Source organism: Alcanivorax quisquiliarum, from assembly GCF_023051175.1.
Classification (GTDB): domain Bacteria; phylum Pseudomonadota; class Gammaproteobacteria; order Pseudomonadales; family Alcanivoracaceae; genus Isoalcanivorax; species Isoalcanivorax quisquiliarum.
Window position 1 is genome coordinate 67900 of sequence record NZ_JALKII010000004.1, and the last position, 16431, is coordinate 84330.

Consider the following 16431-nt stretch of genomic DNA (forward strand, 5'->3'; position numbering starts at 1 on the left):
CATGCGACCGACCACCCGGCTATTCTTATGGGCAATTACCGCCAGCACATTGCTGATCTCTGCGCTCACCCGCGCCGATGAGCCCGCACTGCCGCCTGCATTGCAGGCGCTCGAAACTCAGGGCGTCACCATCGTCGAGGAGCTCGAAACGACCGACGACCTTCGCATCCTCGCTGCCGCCGCAGGCCAGCAACCGCTGGCAATCTACGTTACCGCAGGCGGCAACGTTATCGTTGGCACGCGCTTCGACGCTCGGGGCCGCCCGATGGACGAAGACCGGCTACAGCAGCTGGTCGAACTGCCCATGGCACAGCAAGCCTGGTCGCAACTCAACGACTCCTCCTGGGTGCTGGATGGCGACATTGAGGCGCCTCGTATCGTCTACACCTTCAGCGATCCGAACTGCCCGTACTGCAACCAGTTCTGGAAGGCCGCACGGCCCTGGATCGATGCCGGCGCGGTACAACTGCGGCACGTCATGGTCGGGATGCTCAAGGCCGACAGCGCAACCAAAGCAGCCGCCATTCTGGACGCGCCTGACAGCTCCGCCGCACTGCGAGAAAACGAACAGAATTTTGCCCGAGGCGGGATTACGCCGAAACGCAGCATTCCCAACAGCACCCGGAGAACCCTTGAAGACCATCGTATGCTAATGATGACACTCGGTTTTCGCGGCACCCCTGGCATCGTGGCTCTCGATGATGACGGCTTGCTGCAAACCGTCAATGGCATGCCCCAGTCAGGCACCCTGGAAGCACTGTTGGGCCCACGACCGTAGGCTTACCAATATCAGGGGCGGCACCGCTAGCCGACCGTCACCGGCAGCCGCCGCCCCGGAGCGCGAACGTTGCAGCGCATCCTGAGTCGTTCCACTGCGACCATGCCGATGCGTCATGCGCACCTCGCCCCGGATCATCTTGAAGAGGCCGTAAGGCTCAATTCGGGGGGAGTTTCGACACTTTATGGAAACCGTTATGGAAACCGGCAAAAAGACGATGTAAAGCAAGGTTTTATTTGGAGCGGGTGATGGGAATCGAACCCACGTATGCAGCTTGGGAAGCTGCCGTTCTACCATTGAACTACACCCGCAGCGGGAAAGCGCAATAATATCAGGAAGTTAAACCATGTCTAGCCGTCTCACGCACTTTGCATGATCAACCATTTAACCCGTTGTTTTATATGGTCTGCAAATTCCTTTGCGAGACAAGGTGATCAGATATTGCCCCGATCAGCGGCGGGTGCAGCTACCCTGCGCCACATCGCATCGTGAGAGAAAGCGATTGACCCATGCTCGCCGAGCGTGAGCAGATCACGCGCCCTACCTCGCAGGGCGCGTCAGACGCATCAGTGCTGGTGCCCGCCCGGCCCATGCGCATGACCGTGGCTCTTTTCCTCTTCGGTGGCGTCGCGCACCTCGATTACATCGATGACAAACCGTAGCGTCCGCCCGGCCAACGGATGGTTGGCATCCACATCCACCGTTTTCAGGCCCACTTTCCGCACTGTGACCCAACGCTGCCCCTGTTCCGTTTGTACCGGCACCTGCATGCCAGGGCGCAGCTTGCCCGCGTGGCGCAGATACTTGGCAGAGATGCGCTGGATATTTTCGGGCTTGGCAATGCCATATCCCTCTTCCGGCGTCACGGTAACTTCGAAATGATCACCCGCAGTGCGGCCGGCAAGCGCCTTTTCAACGCCGGTAATCATATTGTTGGCACCGTGCAGGTAGAGCATCGGCTGCTCACCTGTCTCTTCAATCATCACGCCATCTTCCCCGAATAGCTTGTAATGGAAGCTCGCGACTTTGCCGTTTTCGATCTGCATGCTGCTGGCCCTGGCTGAAGGAAGGCGTCATTATTTGCGCCCGTCGTGCTAGTGTCCAGCCCGAGAGGGGTACAACGATTCATACTTGGTAAAGCCGTTTGCACGCCTCCCCCCGCTGCGGACGAGACACGGTTCTCTTTCCCCGCGCCAGGCCTTTCTGGATGGTGCTCGGGTTGGGTATGCTCGCTGCTGGTTTGAGGAGATCGATCATGGGAAGGAAAGCTTTTGTCACGGGTGGCTCAGGCTTTCTGGGCGGGCATATCATCCGGCAGCTGATCGAACAGGGCTGGGAAGTGACGGCGCTGCACCGCCCAGGCGGTGACCGGGAGCGGCTGGAGCAGTTGGGCACGCGGCCGGTGGCGGCGCAATTGCACGAGGCAGGCCAGTTGGCAGAGGTTATTCCGCACGGCGTCGATGCGATTTTTCATGTGGCCGGCAACACTTCCATGTGGCGCCGCGAAGCGCCGCAGCAATTTCGCGACAACGTGCTGGGCACACGCGCCGTGGTCAATGCCGCGCTGATGCGCGGCGCACAGCGGCTGATTCATACCTCCTCGATTTCTGCCTACGGTATCCAGCACGAGCCCATCAGTGAAGACACCCCCTCCACGGCGGCGGATGACTGGATCAGTTACAACCGCACCAAGTATCTGGCCGAATGCGAAGTGCGCCAGGGCATGGCACGCGGGCTGGAAGCGGTGATCCTCAACCCGTGCGGCATCATCGGCGCGGGTGATACGCATAACTGGTCACAGCTGATAGCGCTGATTGATACGGGCCAGCTGCCGGGCGTGCCGCCGGGCAGCGGCAGCTTTTGTCATGGGGCAGAAGTGGCACGAGCGCACCTCGCCGCCGTGGATCGCGGCCGGCCGGGTGCGAATTATATTCTATCGGGGATCGACGCCAGCTTTCTGGAGCTGGCCGCCACCATCAGCGAGCTGCTGGGCCGCACGCCGCCACGGCGCACCGTGCCCAAACTCGTGTTGCGGCTGGCGGGGCGGCTCTATCCCGTACTGTCGAGTTTCACTCGGCAGGAACCGCGGCTGACACCGGAGAAAGTTGCACTGGTCACCAATCGTGTGGTGGCCAGCAGTACACGCGCGCAACAGGAGCTGGGCTTCAATGCGAACGTGCCACTGCGCACCATGCTGCAAGAATGCATCGACTGGATGCGCGCCGAGGCGATGTTGCAACCTGCCCGCTGAGCACCTCAGCGGCAGCGCCATACGCGGAAACGATTATTCTCCCGCGCCACCGTTACCTGCGCGAAGCTATCGGCCAGAATCTCGCCATAAGGCAACCCATGGTTAGCCACCAGCACCAGCTCGCCGCCCGTCACCAGGCGCGCCCTCGCCCCCTGAATCAGCATCCGGGTGGTTTCGATAGTGCGCGCAATGCCATCATGAAACGGCGGATTAGTGCAGATCGCGTCAAAACGGCCACTGACCTGCTGATACAGATCACTCCCGGTCACTTGCGCCTCCAGCGCATTGGCCGCCAGCGTGCGCCGGGTTGCCAGCACAGCCGTGGCACTGACATCCACCGCCGTCACCCGAGCACCGCCAGCGGCCAGCATCGCGGTGAGCACGCCCGCACCGCAACCCACTTCCAGCACCGCACCGGTGACCGGCTGCGCTGCCAGCTCTTCCATCAGCAGCGCTGTGCCGTCATCGGTGCGGCCATGGCTGAACACCCCCGGCAGGGAACATATCTGCAATCCGTCCTGGCGCCAGCAACGCTCGAAGTTCGCCAGGGCCAACGGCGCAGCCGGCGCTAGCACGCCCTGATAAAGGCGGCAATGCCGGGCGCTATCCAACAACACCGGCTCGCCCGCCGCCTGGCGAAACTGCTTGAGCGCACCACGGATACCGCCCTTGCCCGGCCCCACCAGCCAGCACTCCAGTGGTGCGGCAAGCTCGCCTGCCAGCGCCGCCAGCAAGAAATCCAGCCGCTCGCGGGATTTCGGCAAGATGACAATCAGCAGGTCGGTGCCCGGTGGCACCGAAGGCACTGCCTGAAACTGATCCGCCGGCACGCTCGCCAGATCCGTATGCAACACCACCCGCCCCGGCGATACATGCCGCAAAGCCGCATCGTTGGCGTCCACGATCAGCACCTGGCGGCTCGCCAGTGTCGGCTGATGCCGCTGTAACAATCGCGTGGTGTTTTCCATTGCTGGCTGCCCTCTCCCGCCCTGTGTGCGGCGCGCAGTATACGCCGCAGCGGCGGCCGGCGGCAGAGGCGCGCCGCCGCCATGTTTTACATATCGACTATGTTGCCTTGCGAAAACGCTGCGTAGACTGAAACAGTATCGCACCCGATTGCCGGGCAAGGTGCTGCGTGCGCCAGACGAATTGCCGGCCCCGTTCTGGTTAACCCGATGGTGAAAGGCTGTGGTTTTCAGGATACCGCTTCTGTGCACTGGCCTGCTGTGCACCAGCTTGATGATGGCGCCTTTCTGGCAAGCCCAGGCTTCGCAAGTGGCTCAAGCTTCTCAGGTAACCCGGGCTTCGCAAGTGAAAGGCCCTCCCTCTGTTGCGCCGGCCGATGTGGCCCTGTTCCGAGCCGCACTGGGTGCGGCACGGGAAGGCAATATCGAACAGCTTGATCTACTGCAACAACAGCTTGGCGATGATTATCTGATGCAGGGTTACCTGGATTTTCATCGCCTGCGCGCCGCTCTGCCGGAGCTGCCCCCTGCCGCTGTCTCCGATTTCATGACGCGCTACCGGGACCTGCCGCTGGCCAATGCCATGGAACGCATCGCGCTGGGACGCTATGGCCTGCGCCATGATTGGGCTTCCTTGCGTGCATTACGTGATCGCCCGCCAGCCACGCCAGAGCTGGCCTGCTTTTATTGGCGTGCTGTGCACGATGCATCGCCACAGCGAGCTTACGAAGCAATCCCTTCGCTGTGGCTCAGCGGCGCCTCGCGACCGGACGCCTGCGATCCACTGTTCGCCGCAGCCCGGCAGGCCGGCGTGATTGATGATGACCTGATCTGGCAGCGGCTGCTGCTGGTGTTTCGCCAGGGCAACCCCGGCCTGATGCGGTATCTCAATGGTTTGCAGAGCGAAACGGAAGCGGCCAGCGGCCAGCACCTGCGGCAGCTGTACAACACCCCCGCACTGATCCTGAGCCTGGCGCCGACCACGCCGCGTTATGCCGACCTTGCCGCCGCTGCGCTGCATCGCTGGGCACATCTGGATACGCCCGCCGCGCTGGCGGGCCTGCAACAGCTGCGCGCCGCGCAGCCGGATCTCGCTGCAACAATCAGCCAGCCGGCAGAGCGGCGGATTGCCTGGTACTCCGTCATTCGTGATCTGCCGGAGAATCGCAGCTGGGTCGATAGCTGGCTGCGCGAGCACGGTGACGAAGAGCTACTGGAACAGCGCGCCCGGCGCGCCGTGATCGAACAGCGCTGGCGTGACGTGCTGGCCTGGACCGAACGGCTGCCCGCCGCCCGGCAGGCCAGTGCCCGCTGGCAGTACTGGCAGGCGCGGGCACATCAGCAGACCGGCCATCCCGCGCAGGCTGAGGCCGCCTACCGCAATGCCGCTGCAGCGCGCAGTTTCTGGGGTTTTGCTGCCTCAGACCAGTTGCGCCAGCCTTATACATTCAATGCGGCGCCTGCCCCCGCCAATGAACCGCTTCCGCCGCTGCCTGCCTTGCAGCGCGTGGCAATGCTTGTGGCAGTGGATGAGCCAGCACTGGCCCGCGACGAATGGCTGGCGCTGTTGCGCCGTGAGCCTGATCACCTCGCCGCACTGGCGGAATATGCGCTCCAGCAAGGCTGGCCGGCGCTGGCCGTGGATACGGCGTTACACGCCGGCGCCCATGACGTGTTGCGCTGGCGCTTTCCGCAAGCCTTTCGCGAGCAATTCCTGGCGGCGGCGAGCGAAGCGGGGCTTGATCCTTATTTGCTGATGGCTGTGGCCCGCCGTGAAAGCGCGTTTCACAGCCATGCTACGTCGCCAGTGGGCGCACGGGGGCTGATGCAGGTGATGCCGGGCACGGCCCGCCAGATTGCCGGCTGGCTCGATGAACCCGCCCCCGCAACCGGCGAGCTATACGATCCGCTGCTGTCGATCCGGCTGGGCAGCACCTATCTGACCGATCTGCTGAATCGCTACCAGGGCAACCGCCTGCTGGCGCTGGCGGCCTACAACGCCGGCCCGCAGCGGGTTGACGAGTGGCTGAATGCCACGACGATGCCGTTTGATGTCTGGATCGAATCCATTCCCTATTACGAAACCCGAGAATATGTGCAGGCGGTGCTGGCCTACCGGGTATTACTGGAGCATCTGCACACGCCACAGGATGCACGGCGGCAACGGCTGGTGAGTGCTGCCGAGCGGCATCCGGGGTATCACATTGCGTTATTGGAGGAGCCTTAGGCGGCGCTTGCTTGGGCGGCGCTTGTTCAAGCGATGCCTTGTTTGAACTGCGCTTTGCCTGAGCCGAGCTTGGTTGAAGCATCGCTTTTTCGACACGGCGTTGCTTGAATAGCAGTGTGTCACAACGGCAAAGCGTTGCCTTGAGCAACAGTACTCAGCCTCGGCCGCGTCCTGCCTCAGAACAGTTTGCGAATACTGTAATCCAGCCGGCCCATGTCCAGCTCCCGCGCCAGCTCATCGTTATCCTGCACCCGGTGGCGCAACACTTTGCTACTGCTGGTCTGGCGCGTCCAGGCAATTACCGCGTTATGGCAATCGGGTGTGGCGAGCCGGAAGCCGCTGGCCCAGCCGGCCGGTTTGGTGGCTGCATCACTGCGCCGGTATTCCGCCCATTCGCCGAAATTCATCACCAGCGTCCCGCGCCGGCTGACCAGCCCCTGCAATTGCCGCAGCCAGCGTTTGTTTGCCTGCACCGCGCGCGTCACGTTGGTGTTGGCCGGGGCAAACAGATCCTCGATCACCAGATCGAACGGCGGGCCGTCGTATTCGCTAACCCACTCCACGGCATCTGCGCATACGGTCTCCACGCCGAATTCGCCAATCCCGAACTGCTCCTCCGCCACTTCCAGGTGCAGCGGATCAAGCTCCACCGCCATTATTTCGGCCGGGTTCAGCAACTGCCGCAGTGGCGGAATCAGGCTTCCGCCACCCAGCCCCAGCACCAGCACGCGCTGCAAGGTTCCCGGCTCGCTCAAGAGCGCCGGCAACCACAACAAATCCCACACACTGCCTGTCACCAGCCGGTGCGGGTGAAATTCCGAATGTTGTACACCATTGGCATACAGGCGGCGGGTGAGCCCCTGCTGCCTGACTTCATAGACCACGCCATTGCGCCCGGCGCTCCAGACCACTGCCATGGCCGCCCTCCACTGATGATTGCTTGCCGCGCGCATTCTACCCCAGCGCTGGCCTCAATAACCGTCGGCACTCGCTACGCGGCCCTTCCAACTACGCTGGCCGCCGTGGACAATGCTTGCCCCGGCCCGCCCTTCCATCAGGAGAAATGCATGAGCAGCCAACCCAATCGTGTTCTCGCGATGTACGAAAAAATGGAAAAACTGCCAGCGGGCAAAGCGCTGTTTGCCATGGCCATCTGCCGCAAGGCGCCGTATTTCGGCACCGTCCGGCCGCGCCTGATCACGCTGCGCAGAAACTACTGCGAGGCGATCATCAAAAAGCGCCGCGGCGTGGAAAACCACATTGGCACCATGCACGTCATTGCCATCTGTAACGGCCTGGAATTTGCCATGGGGGTGCTGGCTGAAGCATCCGTACCGGCGCACCTGCGCTGGATTCCCAAGGGGATGGACGTACGCTATACCGCCAAGGCCGAAACCGATATCCGCGTGATCGCCGAAGTGGATGAAGATGCCTGGGACAACGGCCCCGAGCTGCCCGTGCGCGTGCGTGCCCTGCGCGACGACGATACCGTGGTCGTGGAAGGCGTGATTCACCTCTGGGTGACTGAAAAGCCGCAGCGCAACTGAGCAGAAACAGGATTATTCCATGGCCCTGAGCTCCACCATCTTTCAAGTGCAGCTGGATATCGCCGATAACGACCGCAGTTATTACGGCCACCAGCGGCTGACCCTTGCGCAGCATCCGTCAGAAACCCCGGAGCGCATGGTCGCCCGGCTGGTGGCCTGGTGCCTGTTCAGCGGCCGCCACGACCCGCCGCTGACATTTGGCGGCGGGCTTTCCACACCGAACGAACCGGATCTCTCCCGGCGTGATCTGCTGGACAACGTGCAGCACTGGATCGACATGGGCGAGCCGGATGCCGACCGGGTACGCCGTGCCTGCCTGCGCGCACCGCGCGTCACCGTGGTCCCTTATGGCCGTGCCGTGCCGCAATGGTGGAAACGGCAGGAAAAAGATATCACCCGCATGAACCGGGCCGAAGTGCTGCGGCTGCCCTGGGAAGAAATCGGCCAGCTTGCCACAGAACTGCCGCGCACCTTTACCTGGCAGGTGAGCCTGACCGACGGCATCCTGTACATCACTGATCACCGGGGCGAAATGGTCACGCTGGCGCCGGAAACCCTCAAGGAAAACGCCGCCTGAATATTCCGCTGGCGGGGCATTCCCTCGCCAGCGCCTTTCACGCTACGCTAGCGGCAGCCCTCCCTTCTCAGGCCGCACCTTTGTGATCAGCACCGATACCCTGCGCCATTTCCAGCCCGACTATACGACGGCCAAAGCGCATTTTCTTGCAGTCGCCACCAAGGCCGGCACACCGCTGGCTCACCCGGTGGCACACACAGGCCCGCACGGTGAAACGCTGGCCAGCCATTCGCTGTGGCTCGGCCCGGAGCATGCCCGCCGGGTGCTGGTGCTGCTGTCCGGCACCCATGGCGTAGAAGGTTTGTGCGGATCGGCGCTGCAATGTGATCTGCTGGCGCAACTGCACACGGGCACATTACGCTTGCCGGCTGATACGGCCTGCCTGATGGTGCACCTGCTCAATCCCTGGGGCTGTGCCTGGCTGCGCCGCTGCGATCAGCAGGGCATTGACCTCAATCGTAATTTCATGGATTTCAGCAAGCCTCTGCCGGACAACCCCGGCTATACCGTGTTGCGCGATCAGTTGTTCAATACCGATGCTGCGGCACGACGACAAGCGCTGCATGAATATGCCGAGCGCTACGGCCGCACGGCCCTGGAGATTGCCGTCAGTGGCGGCCAGTACCACGACCCGGCCGGGCCGTTTTATGGCGGCACGGCGCCCGCCGAGGCCAACCTGCTGATTCGTCATCTCATGGCTCGATACGCGCTGGCACAACGCCAGCTGGCGGTGATTGATCTGCACACCGGCCTGGGCCCCTACGGCTACGGCGAGATCATCTGCGATCATCCGCTGGACAGCGCCGGCACCGCCACGGCACAGCAATGGTACGGTGAAGCAGTGACATTGCCGGCGGCGGGTACTTCTTCCTCCGTACCCAAAGAGGGCCTGCTGGATTACGCCTGGCATCGCATCATGGGCGCCGGCAGCTGTTTCGTGACACTGGAATTCGGCACCTACAGCACTGACCAGCTGTTCGATATTATCCTCGCCGATCACCAGCTGCATCGTCACGGATTGCCGCCCTGGCAGGCACCGGAAACGCAGCGCGTAAAAAGCGCCATGCAGGCCCATTTCTGCCCCGCCCGGCAGCAGTGGCAGGAGCTGGCGGTGTTCCGCACGCGCCAGGTCGTACGCCTGGCACTGGCCGGCCTCGCCCACCCTGAGGATCCATCATGAGCCTGACCCTGCTCCCGGCAACGCTCGATGATCTCAACGCACTGGAGGCACTGGAGAACAGTGTTTTCCAGACAGATCGGCTCAGCCGTCGCAGCCTGCGCCGCTGGCTTGCCAGCCAGCACCGCGCCTTTATCAAGGCCGAGGTGGACGGAGCGCTGGCCGGTTACGCGCTGGTTATCCTGCACCGCGGCACCTCGCTGGCGCGGCTGTATTCCATCGCCATCAGCGATCAATGCCGTGGCCAGGGGCTGGGCCGCAAGCTGATGGAGGCCGCAGAGCAGGCGGCGCTGGAGGCGGACCGGATCTATTTAAGGCTGGAAGTACGCAAAGACAACATCGCCGCGATCCGTCTGTATGAGAGCCTGGGTTATCAGCGCTTTGGCGAATATCGCCATTATTATGCCGACCAGCAGGATGCACTGCGTTACCACAAGAAAATCCGCCATTTCGATGCGCGCCTCTGGCAACGGCCGGTGCCCTGGTACCGGCAGACCACAGAGTTCACCTGTGGCCCGGCGTCGCTGATGATGGCCATGCAGGCGCTGGATCATGAGCGCAAACCGAGCCAGCGCGAAGAGCTGCAACTGTGGCGCGAAGCCACGACCATTTTCATGACTGCGGGGCACGGCGGCTGCCATCCGCTGGGGCTGGCACTGGCCGCCGTCAAACGCGGTTTTCAGGCAGACGTGTGGATCAGCAAGCGCGGCGCCTTGTTTGTCGACAGCGTGCGCAACGAAGCAAAAAAACACATTATCGAAATGGTACACAAGGATTTCGTGCGCCAGGCAAAGCAGGCCGGCATTACCGTGCATTATCGCGAGATCACACAGGCCACACTGACGCGGGCAATGAAAGACGGTGCCCTGCCGCTTATTCTCATCTCCACCTGGCAACTGGATGGCAAGCGCAGCCCGCACTGGGTAGTGCTGTCTGCCTTTGATGAGGGCTTTCTGTATCTGCACGATTCCGACCCGGAAGAAGGCGTGCAAAGCGAGCTGGATTGTCAATATTTGCCTATTGCTCGCACCGATTTTGATCGCATGGCACGCTTCGGCCGCGACCGCCTGCGAGCAGCGGTCATCATTCGTGCCGGCAAGGATTAGCTTCATCATCGATTTCCGTGGAGCCTTTATCGGTGGACCGGTACTCTTAAGCCCAGACTTCATGGGTTTTGGAGCGAGCCATACTGGACAGGAAGACGATAGAGACGCTGGGTGGCTGGGCCGGCTATCGGGTTGCCGACATCTGTTAAACACCTGCATCGTCGAGGGCATCAATAACACCATCAAGGTGATCAAACGCAGGGCCTACGGCTATCAGGATAACGACTATTTCTTCCTCAACGTCAAAGCCGCCTTTCCCAGTAATCCGCGATGAACCCTTTTTTTCAGCCCCTCTCCCACAAGGGGAGAGAGGCGAAAAAAGCTCGGCATTTTGGACAATCCATTAGTGCTTTCACGGATATCGGAAATGCCTCTACGGAAATCAACGACAAACCTTATTTAGCCCCTCTCCCCTTGTGGGAGAGGGGTTGGGGAGAGGGGGAGAATATGGCAGGAAATATATACTCGGCACTTGAGCGAGAACGAAACTAGCTAGCGCTCCGGATTTTTTTGCTGTGAAATTTTTATAAAAAATTTCAGCTGAAGAGAAGTTAAAGCAGTGCAACATGTAGCGGGTATCGTGGCAGCTGAAAGTTCGTAGCCCCCTCTCCCCCAACCCCTCTCCCACCAGGGGAGAGGGGAGCAAAAAGCTGATTCACTCACCCTTCGGGCTTGCTTGCGGCTGTTCTGCGCTGCGCTTGCCCCACGGGGGGAGAGGGGAAAATATCGGTATTTTGGACAACCTAGCGGTGCTTTCACGGATATCGGAAATACCTCCACGGAAATCGACGATGAACCAAAGATCAAGCCCCCGCGATCCGCCCCATGAATGCCGCCGCAGCTGCCGCAGCGCTCGCCAGATTGGCAGCGTGCGTCAAGCCGCTGGCCTTGCGCGGCTTGAGATCATGGTCACCATCGCCAAGCCAGTGAAGCATCACATGTTCGCCAAGGTGATAGCCGGCCACTTCTCCCTGATCGCCCAGCGGATCACGCTCGCCCTGGCAAATCAGCATCGGCACCGGCAGCGCCGGCAGGTGCGCAATACGCAAGGATTCCGGCCGGCGCGGTGGGTGAAACGGATAACTGAAACACACCACGCCGGCCACGGATACCGGCAGCGGCCCTGGCTCGCTTGCCAGCACACTGGCCATCCGCCCGCCCATGGATTTGCCGCCGATAAAACACGGTACATCATTCGGCATTGCTGCCAGCGCCTCGGCAAATGCAGCCAGCAAGACCGGCTGGCGATCCGGTGGCCGCCTGCTGCCGCCGTGGCGGCGCTGCGCCATATAGGGAAACTCGAATCGCGCCACGGCGATCTGCTGCGCGGCCAGCAACGACGCCAGCGTTTCCATGAAATCGCTGTCCATCGGCGCGCCTGCGCCATGAGCAAACAGCAAAGATGCGCAAGGCTTGCCTTCCGGCAGCGTCCAGTGCAACGGTGCTGCAACAACCGCCATCCCTTTACCTCGAGTCATTTCTTGAAAGCGCATCATGCCAGCTCGGCTGCGCGTCTCAATGGAATTTTTGGGCGCTGCGCCGCCATGTGGCTATCTGCGCCTCGGCACCGGCTCAAGCTGTGCGAGCTTCCTGACTGAGCTTTCCTGACCGAGTTTTCGCGACTGACCTTGTCCCATCGAGCTTGTGCGGCGGGAGATGACTGTTTTCATCCAGCCAACCGAACTTGTGCAAGTGGGCTCGGCCGGCTGGATTCACCAGACTGAAATCGCTCGGCCGCCCCTGACTCTGAAGCGGTGTGGCGGGGCTTGTCCGTCTATATTCCGCCAACCGAAACTTGCACGCTTGAGCTTGGCCGGCTGCACTTGTCCGACTGGAAATTGCACGGCCGAATTTGCGCGATTGCCCCTGCCCGCCTGAACTTGTGCGGTGACCTTGAGCGTCTGTATTTCACCAATTGAACTCAGACGGTCTGGCTGAATTTACACCTTGCGCCTGGCGCAACGTATACCGAGCTTCGCGCGCCGTTTTCCGCCACCGCTCAAAACAGCGACAACTGCTCCTCTGCCGGCCGCCGAAACAGATCCGTGCGCAACGAGCAGCGCTCGCCTACCAGCCCGTGGCGCCGCAGTGCGATCTCGAACCGCTGCGCAATGAGATCTGCCCACACGCCCTGCCCACTCTGCCGGGTAAACCACTCGCTGCGATAATCGCGCCCGCCGTGCAGCCCGTTCACCACCGCCATCACCTTCGCCGCTCGCTGCGGATAGTGCACCGCCAGCCATTGCCGCCACAGCGGATTCACTTCATGCGGCAACCGCAACACCACATACCCGGCCGAGCGCGCACCAGCCGCCGCCGATTGCGCAACGATTTCCTCCAGCTCGTGATCGTTGATAAACGGGATCACCGGGGCAAGCAGCAAGGTCACCGGCACGCCTGCCTCTGCCAGCGCCCGCATCACGGCGATACGGCGGCTGCCGGCACTGGCGCGTGGCTCCAGGCGCGACTTCAGCCGGTTATCCAGCGTCGTCACCGAGATCGCCACCGTGGCCAGGCCCTGCTGCGCCATGGCGGCGAGCAGATCGAGATCGCGCAGCACCAGCGCGCCTTTGGTAATCAACGATACCGGGTGGCGGTGCTCCGCGAGCACTTCCAGAATCTGCCGCGTCAGCTTGCGCTCACGCTCCGCCGGCTGGTAGGGGTCAGTGGCCGTGCCAATGGCTACTGGCCGGCACTGATAACCACGCCGCGCCAGCTCACGCCGCAGCACAGCCGGGGCGTTGTCCTTGCAGATGATCTCGGTTTCAAAATCCTGGCCGGGCGAGAAATCCAGATAACTGTGCGTCGGCCGGGCGAAGCAGTAGACGCAGCCATGCTCGCAGCCGCGATACGGGTTGATACTCTGCTCGAAGGGAATGTCCGGCGATTGATTGCGTGACAAAAGGCTTTTGCACATCTGTGTATGCAGCCGTGTGGGGCGCTCCGCAGGCCCCACCTGCATTGATTGCTGTGCCGCCCCGCCCTGCTCTCCGGGTTCGAACACCGTCACCGTATTGGTAAAACGCCCCGGCATATTGCTGATACTGCCTCGCCCACGGGTCATGGCTGCCTCGAAACTGTACATAAAGACAGTATTTGACCAGAGCATGGCCGCCCCGGCAACCGTGACAGGACAGGTCGCCGCGCTGGTTCGTTCAGGCGGCTCGGTCGGGATGGCGGGATGGCAGGGCGGCGGGATGGCGGGCAAGATAAGGGAACTGTTTTCTGCACCGGAGCAACCATGATCGATTTATATACCGCAGCGACACCGAACGGCTGGAAAGCCTCCGTAGCGCTGGAAGAGATGGGGCTGCCTTATGAGGTTATCGCGCTGGATCTGATGAAGGGCGAACAGAAAAAGCCGGCCTTTCTGAAGATCAATCCCAACGGTCGCATCCCGGCTATCGTGGATCGCGACAATGGCGATTTCGCGGTGTTCGAATCCGGCGCCATCCTGGTGTACCTGGCCGAAAAAACCGGAATGCTGATGCCCACCGATGCCAAGGGGCGTTCGCGTGTGTTGCAGTGGCTGATGTTCCAGATGGGCGGCGTCGGCCCGATGATGGGGCAAGCCAATGTGTTTTTCCGGTATATGCCGGAGAAGATCGAGGTGGCTATCCAGCGCTACCAGAATGAATCGCGGCGATTATTGACGGTGCTGGATACGCAGCTGGCAGAGAACGAGTTTCTGGCCGGCGATTATTCCATCGCCGATATCGCCAACTGGTGCTGGGCACGCACACATGCCTGGTCCGGCATTGATATCACCGGGCTGGATCATCTGAAACGCTGGCTGGATCAGATTCGCGCTCGCGAAGCGGTGGATCGGGGCGTGAAAGTGCCGGGGGAACTGGAGCCTGCGCAGGTGCTGGAAGCGGCCAGGAATATGGTGCAGCGCTGACGACACGAGCACACCTGGCAGCCGCCGCGAGGCCGGCCGTCAACACAGCAGCGAGGGCACGTGCCCTCGCTGAATATCTGACATTGCACCCGGCCATCAAGCTGTCGGGGGCTGCTTTACCAGCCGGCCTGTCTTACCACCCTGGGCGCAAGTTCAGTCGCCCTGCTTGCTCCACCGCTGCGGCTTACTCCACCGTCCGTACGCGGTATTCCCCTTGCTTGTCCTTTCTGCGATCCATACGCGCCAGCGCCTTGCGATATCCTCGGGCGCCAATGCGATAAAGCAGTGCCTTGCCGCCCGGCACATAACGCCAGATCCAGTAAGACACCCGGCCCAGCCCTTTCAGCAATTTGATACCGGCATATTCGCCAGCGTCTTCGATCTGCATCCCGGAGACATATTCGTTCCCCGACAACCAGCGGCAACTCTGGTACAGGAACTTGCGCGCCATCGGCTCACTGATGAAGGGCGAGCGCTTGGCCGTGTTCGCGGCAACATTGTCCATCACCTTCAAGGTGCGCTCGTCGAGCCGCTCCGGCCGCGCCTGATGTTTCAGGCTGGCGAGGAAAAACTGCTGCTGATCCGCCACCGTCTCGGGCAGCAGCTCATCCTGAATACCCAGCACGTATCCGGTGTAACGCCACATCAGGTTGAAGGACGCCAGCTCGTCATCATTGAAATGGATATTCATCATGGCCAGGCTGCGGATGTTCAGATAACCGAACAGCCCCAGCGTGATCGCCAGATCCTGCTGGTTGATCGGCACCTCAACCGGATGTTTGAAGCGGCCGCTATCCACCAGAAAGCGCCGGATCGCCGAATGCAGCAGGCGCACTCGCATCAGCAGCTCATGCCCCGGCCCGCCTGGCTCCAGGTTGCCGGGAAAAGCCATACGCAGCACCATCGCAGCTGTTTCATCCAGCCGGCGGCTGGAGTCGCCACTGAGCATGCCGGTCATGGAGGTGACCAGCGCCATCTTGACGAATACTGCGCCGCCGACAAGGCTGCCGGTAAACAGCGCAATCCCCATATTCACGGGGAAGGCCGCCAGCATCTGCTGCCCGGTGCGCATATCATCGAAATTCACCCAGTCCGGCACGGTGTTGCAGGCATCCAGAAAGCGCTGATAGACGCCGCCATCCTGCGCCGCGCGCTCGCGCACCGTGCCGAGCAGATCATGAAAGCCTTTCAGCGAGCCCTCCGCCGCAAGTGCCGCGACCACTTCATCGCCCAGCGGATCGGCCTGGCTACGCAGGTAATCCAGCTGCGCCTCGGTATAAGGCTCGGCGTATTGCAGGGCATCGCGCGGCGGAATCACGTGCAGCGGAATAGAGGCGGCGGTCGACATACGGCTATCTCCAGTTGGCAACTCGAAACCGGCTGGTTCTGGGGCGACACAGTGCCGACACAGGCTGCCTTCGGTCAATGACCACAAATATGTTTACCTGCGTCAGTTACGGTCACGTATACCGATCCGGTGATATCGTCGACCCTGAAGCCACCGCCTGCGCAACTGCTATACTGCGCCGCCGCCAGCCTGTTCGGATATCACTGCAATGCAAGACGATCTCGCCCTCCTCGCCGCCAAACTGAATCAGGAAACCGCCCGTCTGGATTGGGCCAGCCTCCAGCGTTTCTTTGCACGCGGGCAGACCATTCGTGTCGATCCGCAACTGGATCTGGTGGCTGTTGCCACCGCCTTCGCCACCGATCAGCAAGAGCAGGTCGCCGTGTGGATGCGCGAGGGCGCTGTCGCCGCCGTGACTGATGCCCAGGCTGCGCAGTGGCATGAGACCGAAACCGTATTATGGACAGTGGTGGTGGCGCCCTGGGTATTAGTGCAACCGGACTGACTGGTAACCGGGTCAGGAGACATGAGACGAAGGCGGTCAGGCAGCAATC

General features: G+C 61.8%; 15 protein-coding genes, 1 tRNA gene and 1 pseudogene. 10 read left to right on the top strand and 7 right to left on the bottom strand.

Features of this window, described 5'->3' with window-relative positions:
* Window position 1 precedes the first annotated feature (1 nt).
* Window positions 2-778, top strand: a complete 777-nt coding sequence (dsbG, locus tag MU846_RS07655; RefSeq protein WP_246951317.1) for a thiol:disulfide interchange protein DsbG — start codon at window positions 2-4, stop codon at window positions 776-778.
* 237 nt (window positions 779-1015) lie between these two features.
* On the opposite strand, the gene MU846_RS07660 is transcribed toward dsbG, so the two are convergent.
* Window positions 1016-1089: transfer RNA gene (locus MU846_RS07660), tRNA-Gly, on the bottom strand.
* 255 nt (window positions 1090-1344) lie between these two features.
* Complete coding sequence (locus MU846_RS07665) at window positions 1345-1824, bottom strand: FKBP-type peptidyl-prolyl cis-trans isomerase (protein WP_246951320.1); 480 nt, start codon at window positions 1822-1824, stop codon at window positions 1345-1347.
* A 209-nt stretch (window positions 1825-2033) separates the two neighbouring features.
* Between MU846_RS07665 and MU846_RS07670 the strand changes: the two genes are divergently transcribed.
* On the top strand, window positions 2034-3029 hold the full coding sequence (locus MU846_RS07670) for an NAD-dependent epimerase/dehydratase family protein (RefSeq protein ID WP_246951322.1): 996 nt from the start codon (window positions 2034-2036) through the stop codon (window positions 3027-3029).
* Window positions 3030-3034: 5 nt separating this feature from the next.
* On the opposite strand, the gene MU846_RS07675 is transcribed toward MU846_RS07670, so the two are convergent.
* Complete coding sequence (locus MU846_RS07675) at window positions 3035-3997, bottom strand: methyltransferase (RefSeq protein WP_246951324.1); 963 nt, start codon at window positions 3995-3997, stop codon at window positions 3035-3037.
* A 376-nt stretch (window positions 3998-4373) separates the two neighbouring features.
* Between MU846_RS07675 and MU846_RS07680 the strand changes: the two genes are divergently transcribed.
* Entirely contained in the window at window positions 4374-6221 is a 1848-nt protein-coding gene (locus MU846_RS07680) for a transglycosylase SLT domain-containing protein (RefSeq protein WP_246951326.1), read from the top strand.
* Window positions 6222-6397: 176 nt separating this feature from the next.
* Here the strand turns inward: MU846_RS07680 and MU846_RS07685 are convergent, their stop codons facing one another.
* Entirely contained in the window at window positions 6398-7138 is a 741-nt protein-coding gene (locus tag MU846_RS07685; protein ID WP_246951328.1) for an O-methyltransferase, read from the bottom strand.
* Between the two features lie 150 nt (window positions 7139-7288).
* On the opposite strand from MU846_RS07685, the gene MU846_RS07690 reads away from it, so the two are divergent.
* The 5 genes and pseudogenes from MU846_RS07690 to MU846_RS07710 all read left to right on the top strand — a co-directional run.
* Complete coding sequence (locus MU846_RS07690; protein WP_246951330.1) at window positions 7289-7768, top strand: hotdog fold domain-containing protein; 480 nt, start codon at window positions 7289-7291, stop codon at window positions 7766-7768.
* A 19-nt stretch (window positions 7769-7787) separates the two neighbouring features.
* Entirely contained in the window at window positions 7788-8345 is a 558-nt protein-coding gene (locus tag MU846_RS07695) for a YaeQ family protein (protein ID WP_246951332.1), read from the top strand.
* A gap of 82 nt (window positions 8346-8427) precedes the next feature.
* The gene (locus MU846_RS07700; protein ID WP_246951334.1) at window positions 8428-9525 is read left to right on the top strand and encodes a DUF2817 domain-containing protein; all 1098 of its coding nucleotides are present in this window, start codon (window positions 8428-8430) and stop codon (window positions 9523-9525) included.
* Window positions 9522-10628 (top strand): ribosomal protein S18-alanine N-acetyltransferase, encoded by a 1107-nt coding sequence (gene rimI, locus MU846_RS07705; protein ID WP_246951336.1) that lies wholly within the window; start codon window positions 9522-9524, stop codon window positions 10626-10628. The genes MU846_RS07700 and rimI overlap by 4 nt, the downstream gene beginning before the upstream one ends.
* Before the next feature lie 112 nt (window positions 10629-10740).
* A pseudogene (locus MU846_RS07710) lies at window positions 10741-10902 on the top strand (transposase); the annotation flags it as partial.
* A 529-nt stretch (window positions 10903-11431) separates the two neighbouring features.
* On the opposite strand, the gene MU846_RS07715 reads toward MU846_RS07710, so the two are convergent.
* A complete protein-coding gene (locus MU846_RS07715) occupies window positions 11432-12088 on the bottom strand; it encodes an alpha/beta family hydrolase (protein WP_246951338.1) in 657 nt (218 codons plus the stop codon).
* Between the two features lie 539 nt (window positions 12089-12627).
* A complete protein-coding gene (locus tag MU846_RS07720; RefSeq protein WP_246951340.1) occupies window positions 12628-13737 on the bottom strand; it encodes a PA0069 family radical SAM protein in 1110 nt (369 codons plus the stop codon).
* 132 nt (window positions 13738-13869) lie between these two features.
* Here MU846_RS07720 and MU846_RS07725 point away from each other — a divergent pair, with 132 nt between their 5' ends.
* On the top strand, window positions 13870-14529 hold the full coding sequence (locus MU846_RS07725) for a glutathione S-transferase family protein (protein ID WP_246951342.1): 660 nt from the start codon (window positions 13870-13872) through the stop codon (window positions 14527-14529).
* A gap of 184 nt (window positions 14530-14713) precedes the next feature.
* Here the strand turns inward: MU846_RS07725 and MU846_RS07730 are convergent, their stop codons facing one another.
* On the bottom strand, window positions 14714-15877 hold the full coding sequence (locus tag MU846_RS07730; protein WP_246951344.1) for an oxygenase MpaB family protein: 1164 nt from the start codon (window positions 15875-15877) through the stop codon (window positions 14714-14716).
* A 208-nt stretch (window positions 15878-16085) separates the two neighbouring features.
* Here MU846_RS07730 and MU846_RS07735 point away from each other — a divergent pair, with 208 nt between their 5' ends.
* Window positions 16086-16382, top strand: a complete 297-nt coding sequence (locus MU846_RS07735; RefSeq protein WP_246951346.1) for a DUF2288 domain-containing protein — start codon at window positions 16086-16088, stop codon at window positions 16380-16382.
* Window positions 16383-16431 lie beyond the last annotated feature (49 nt).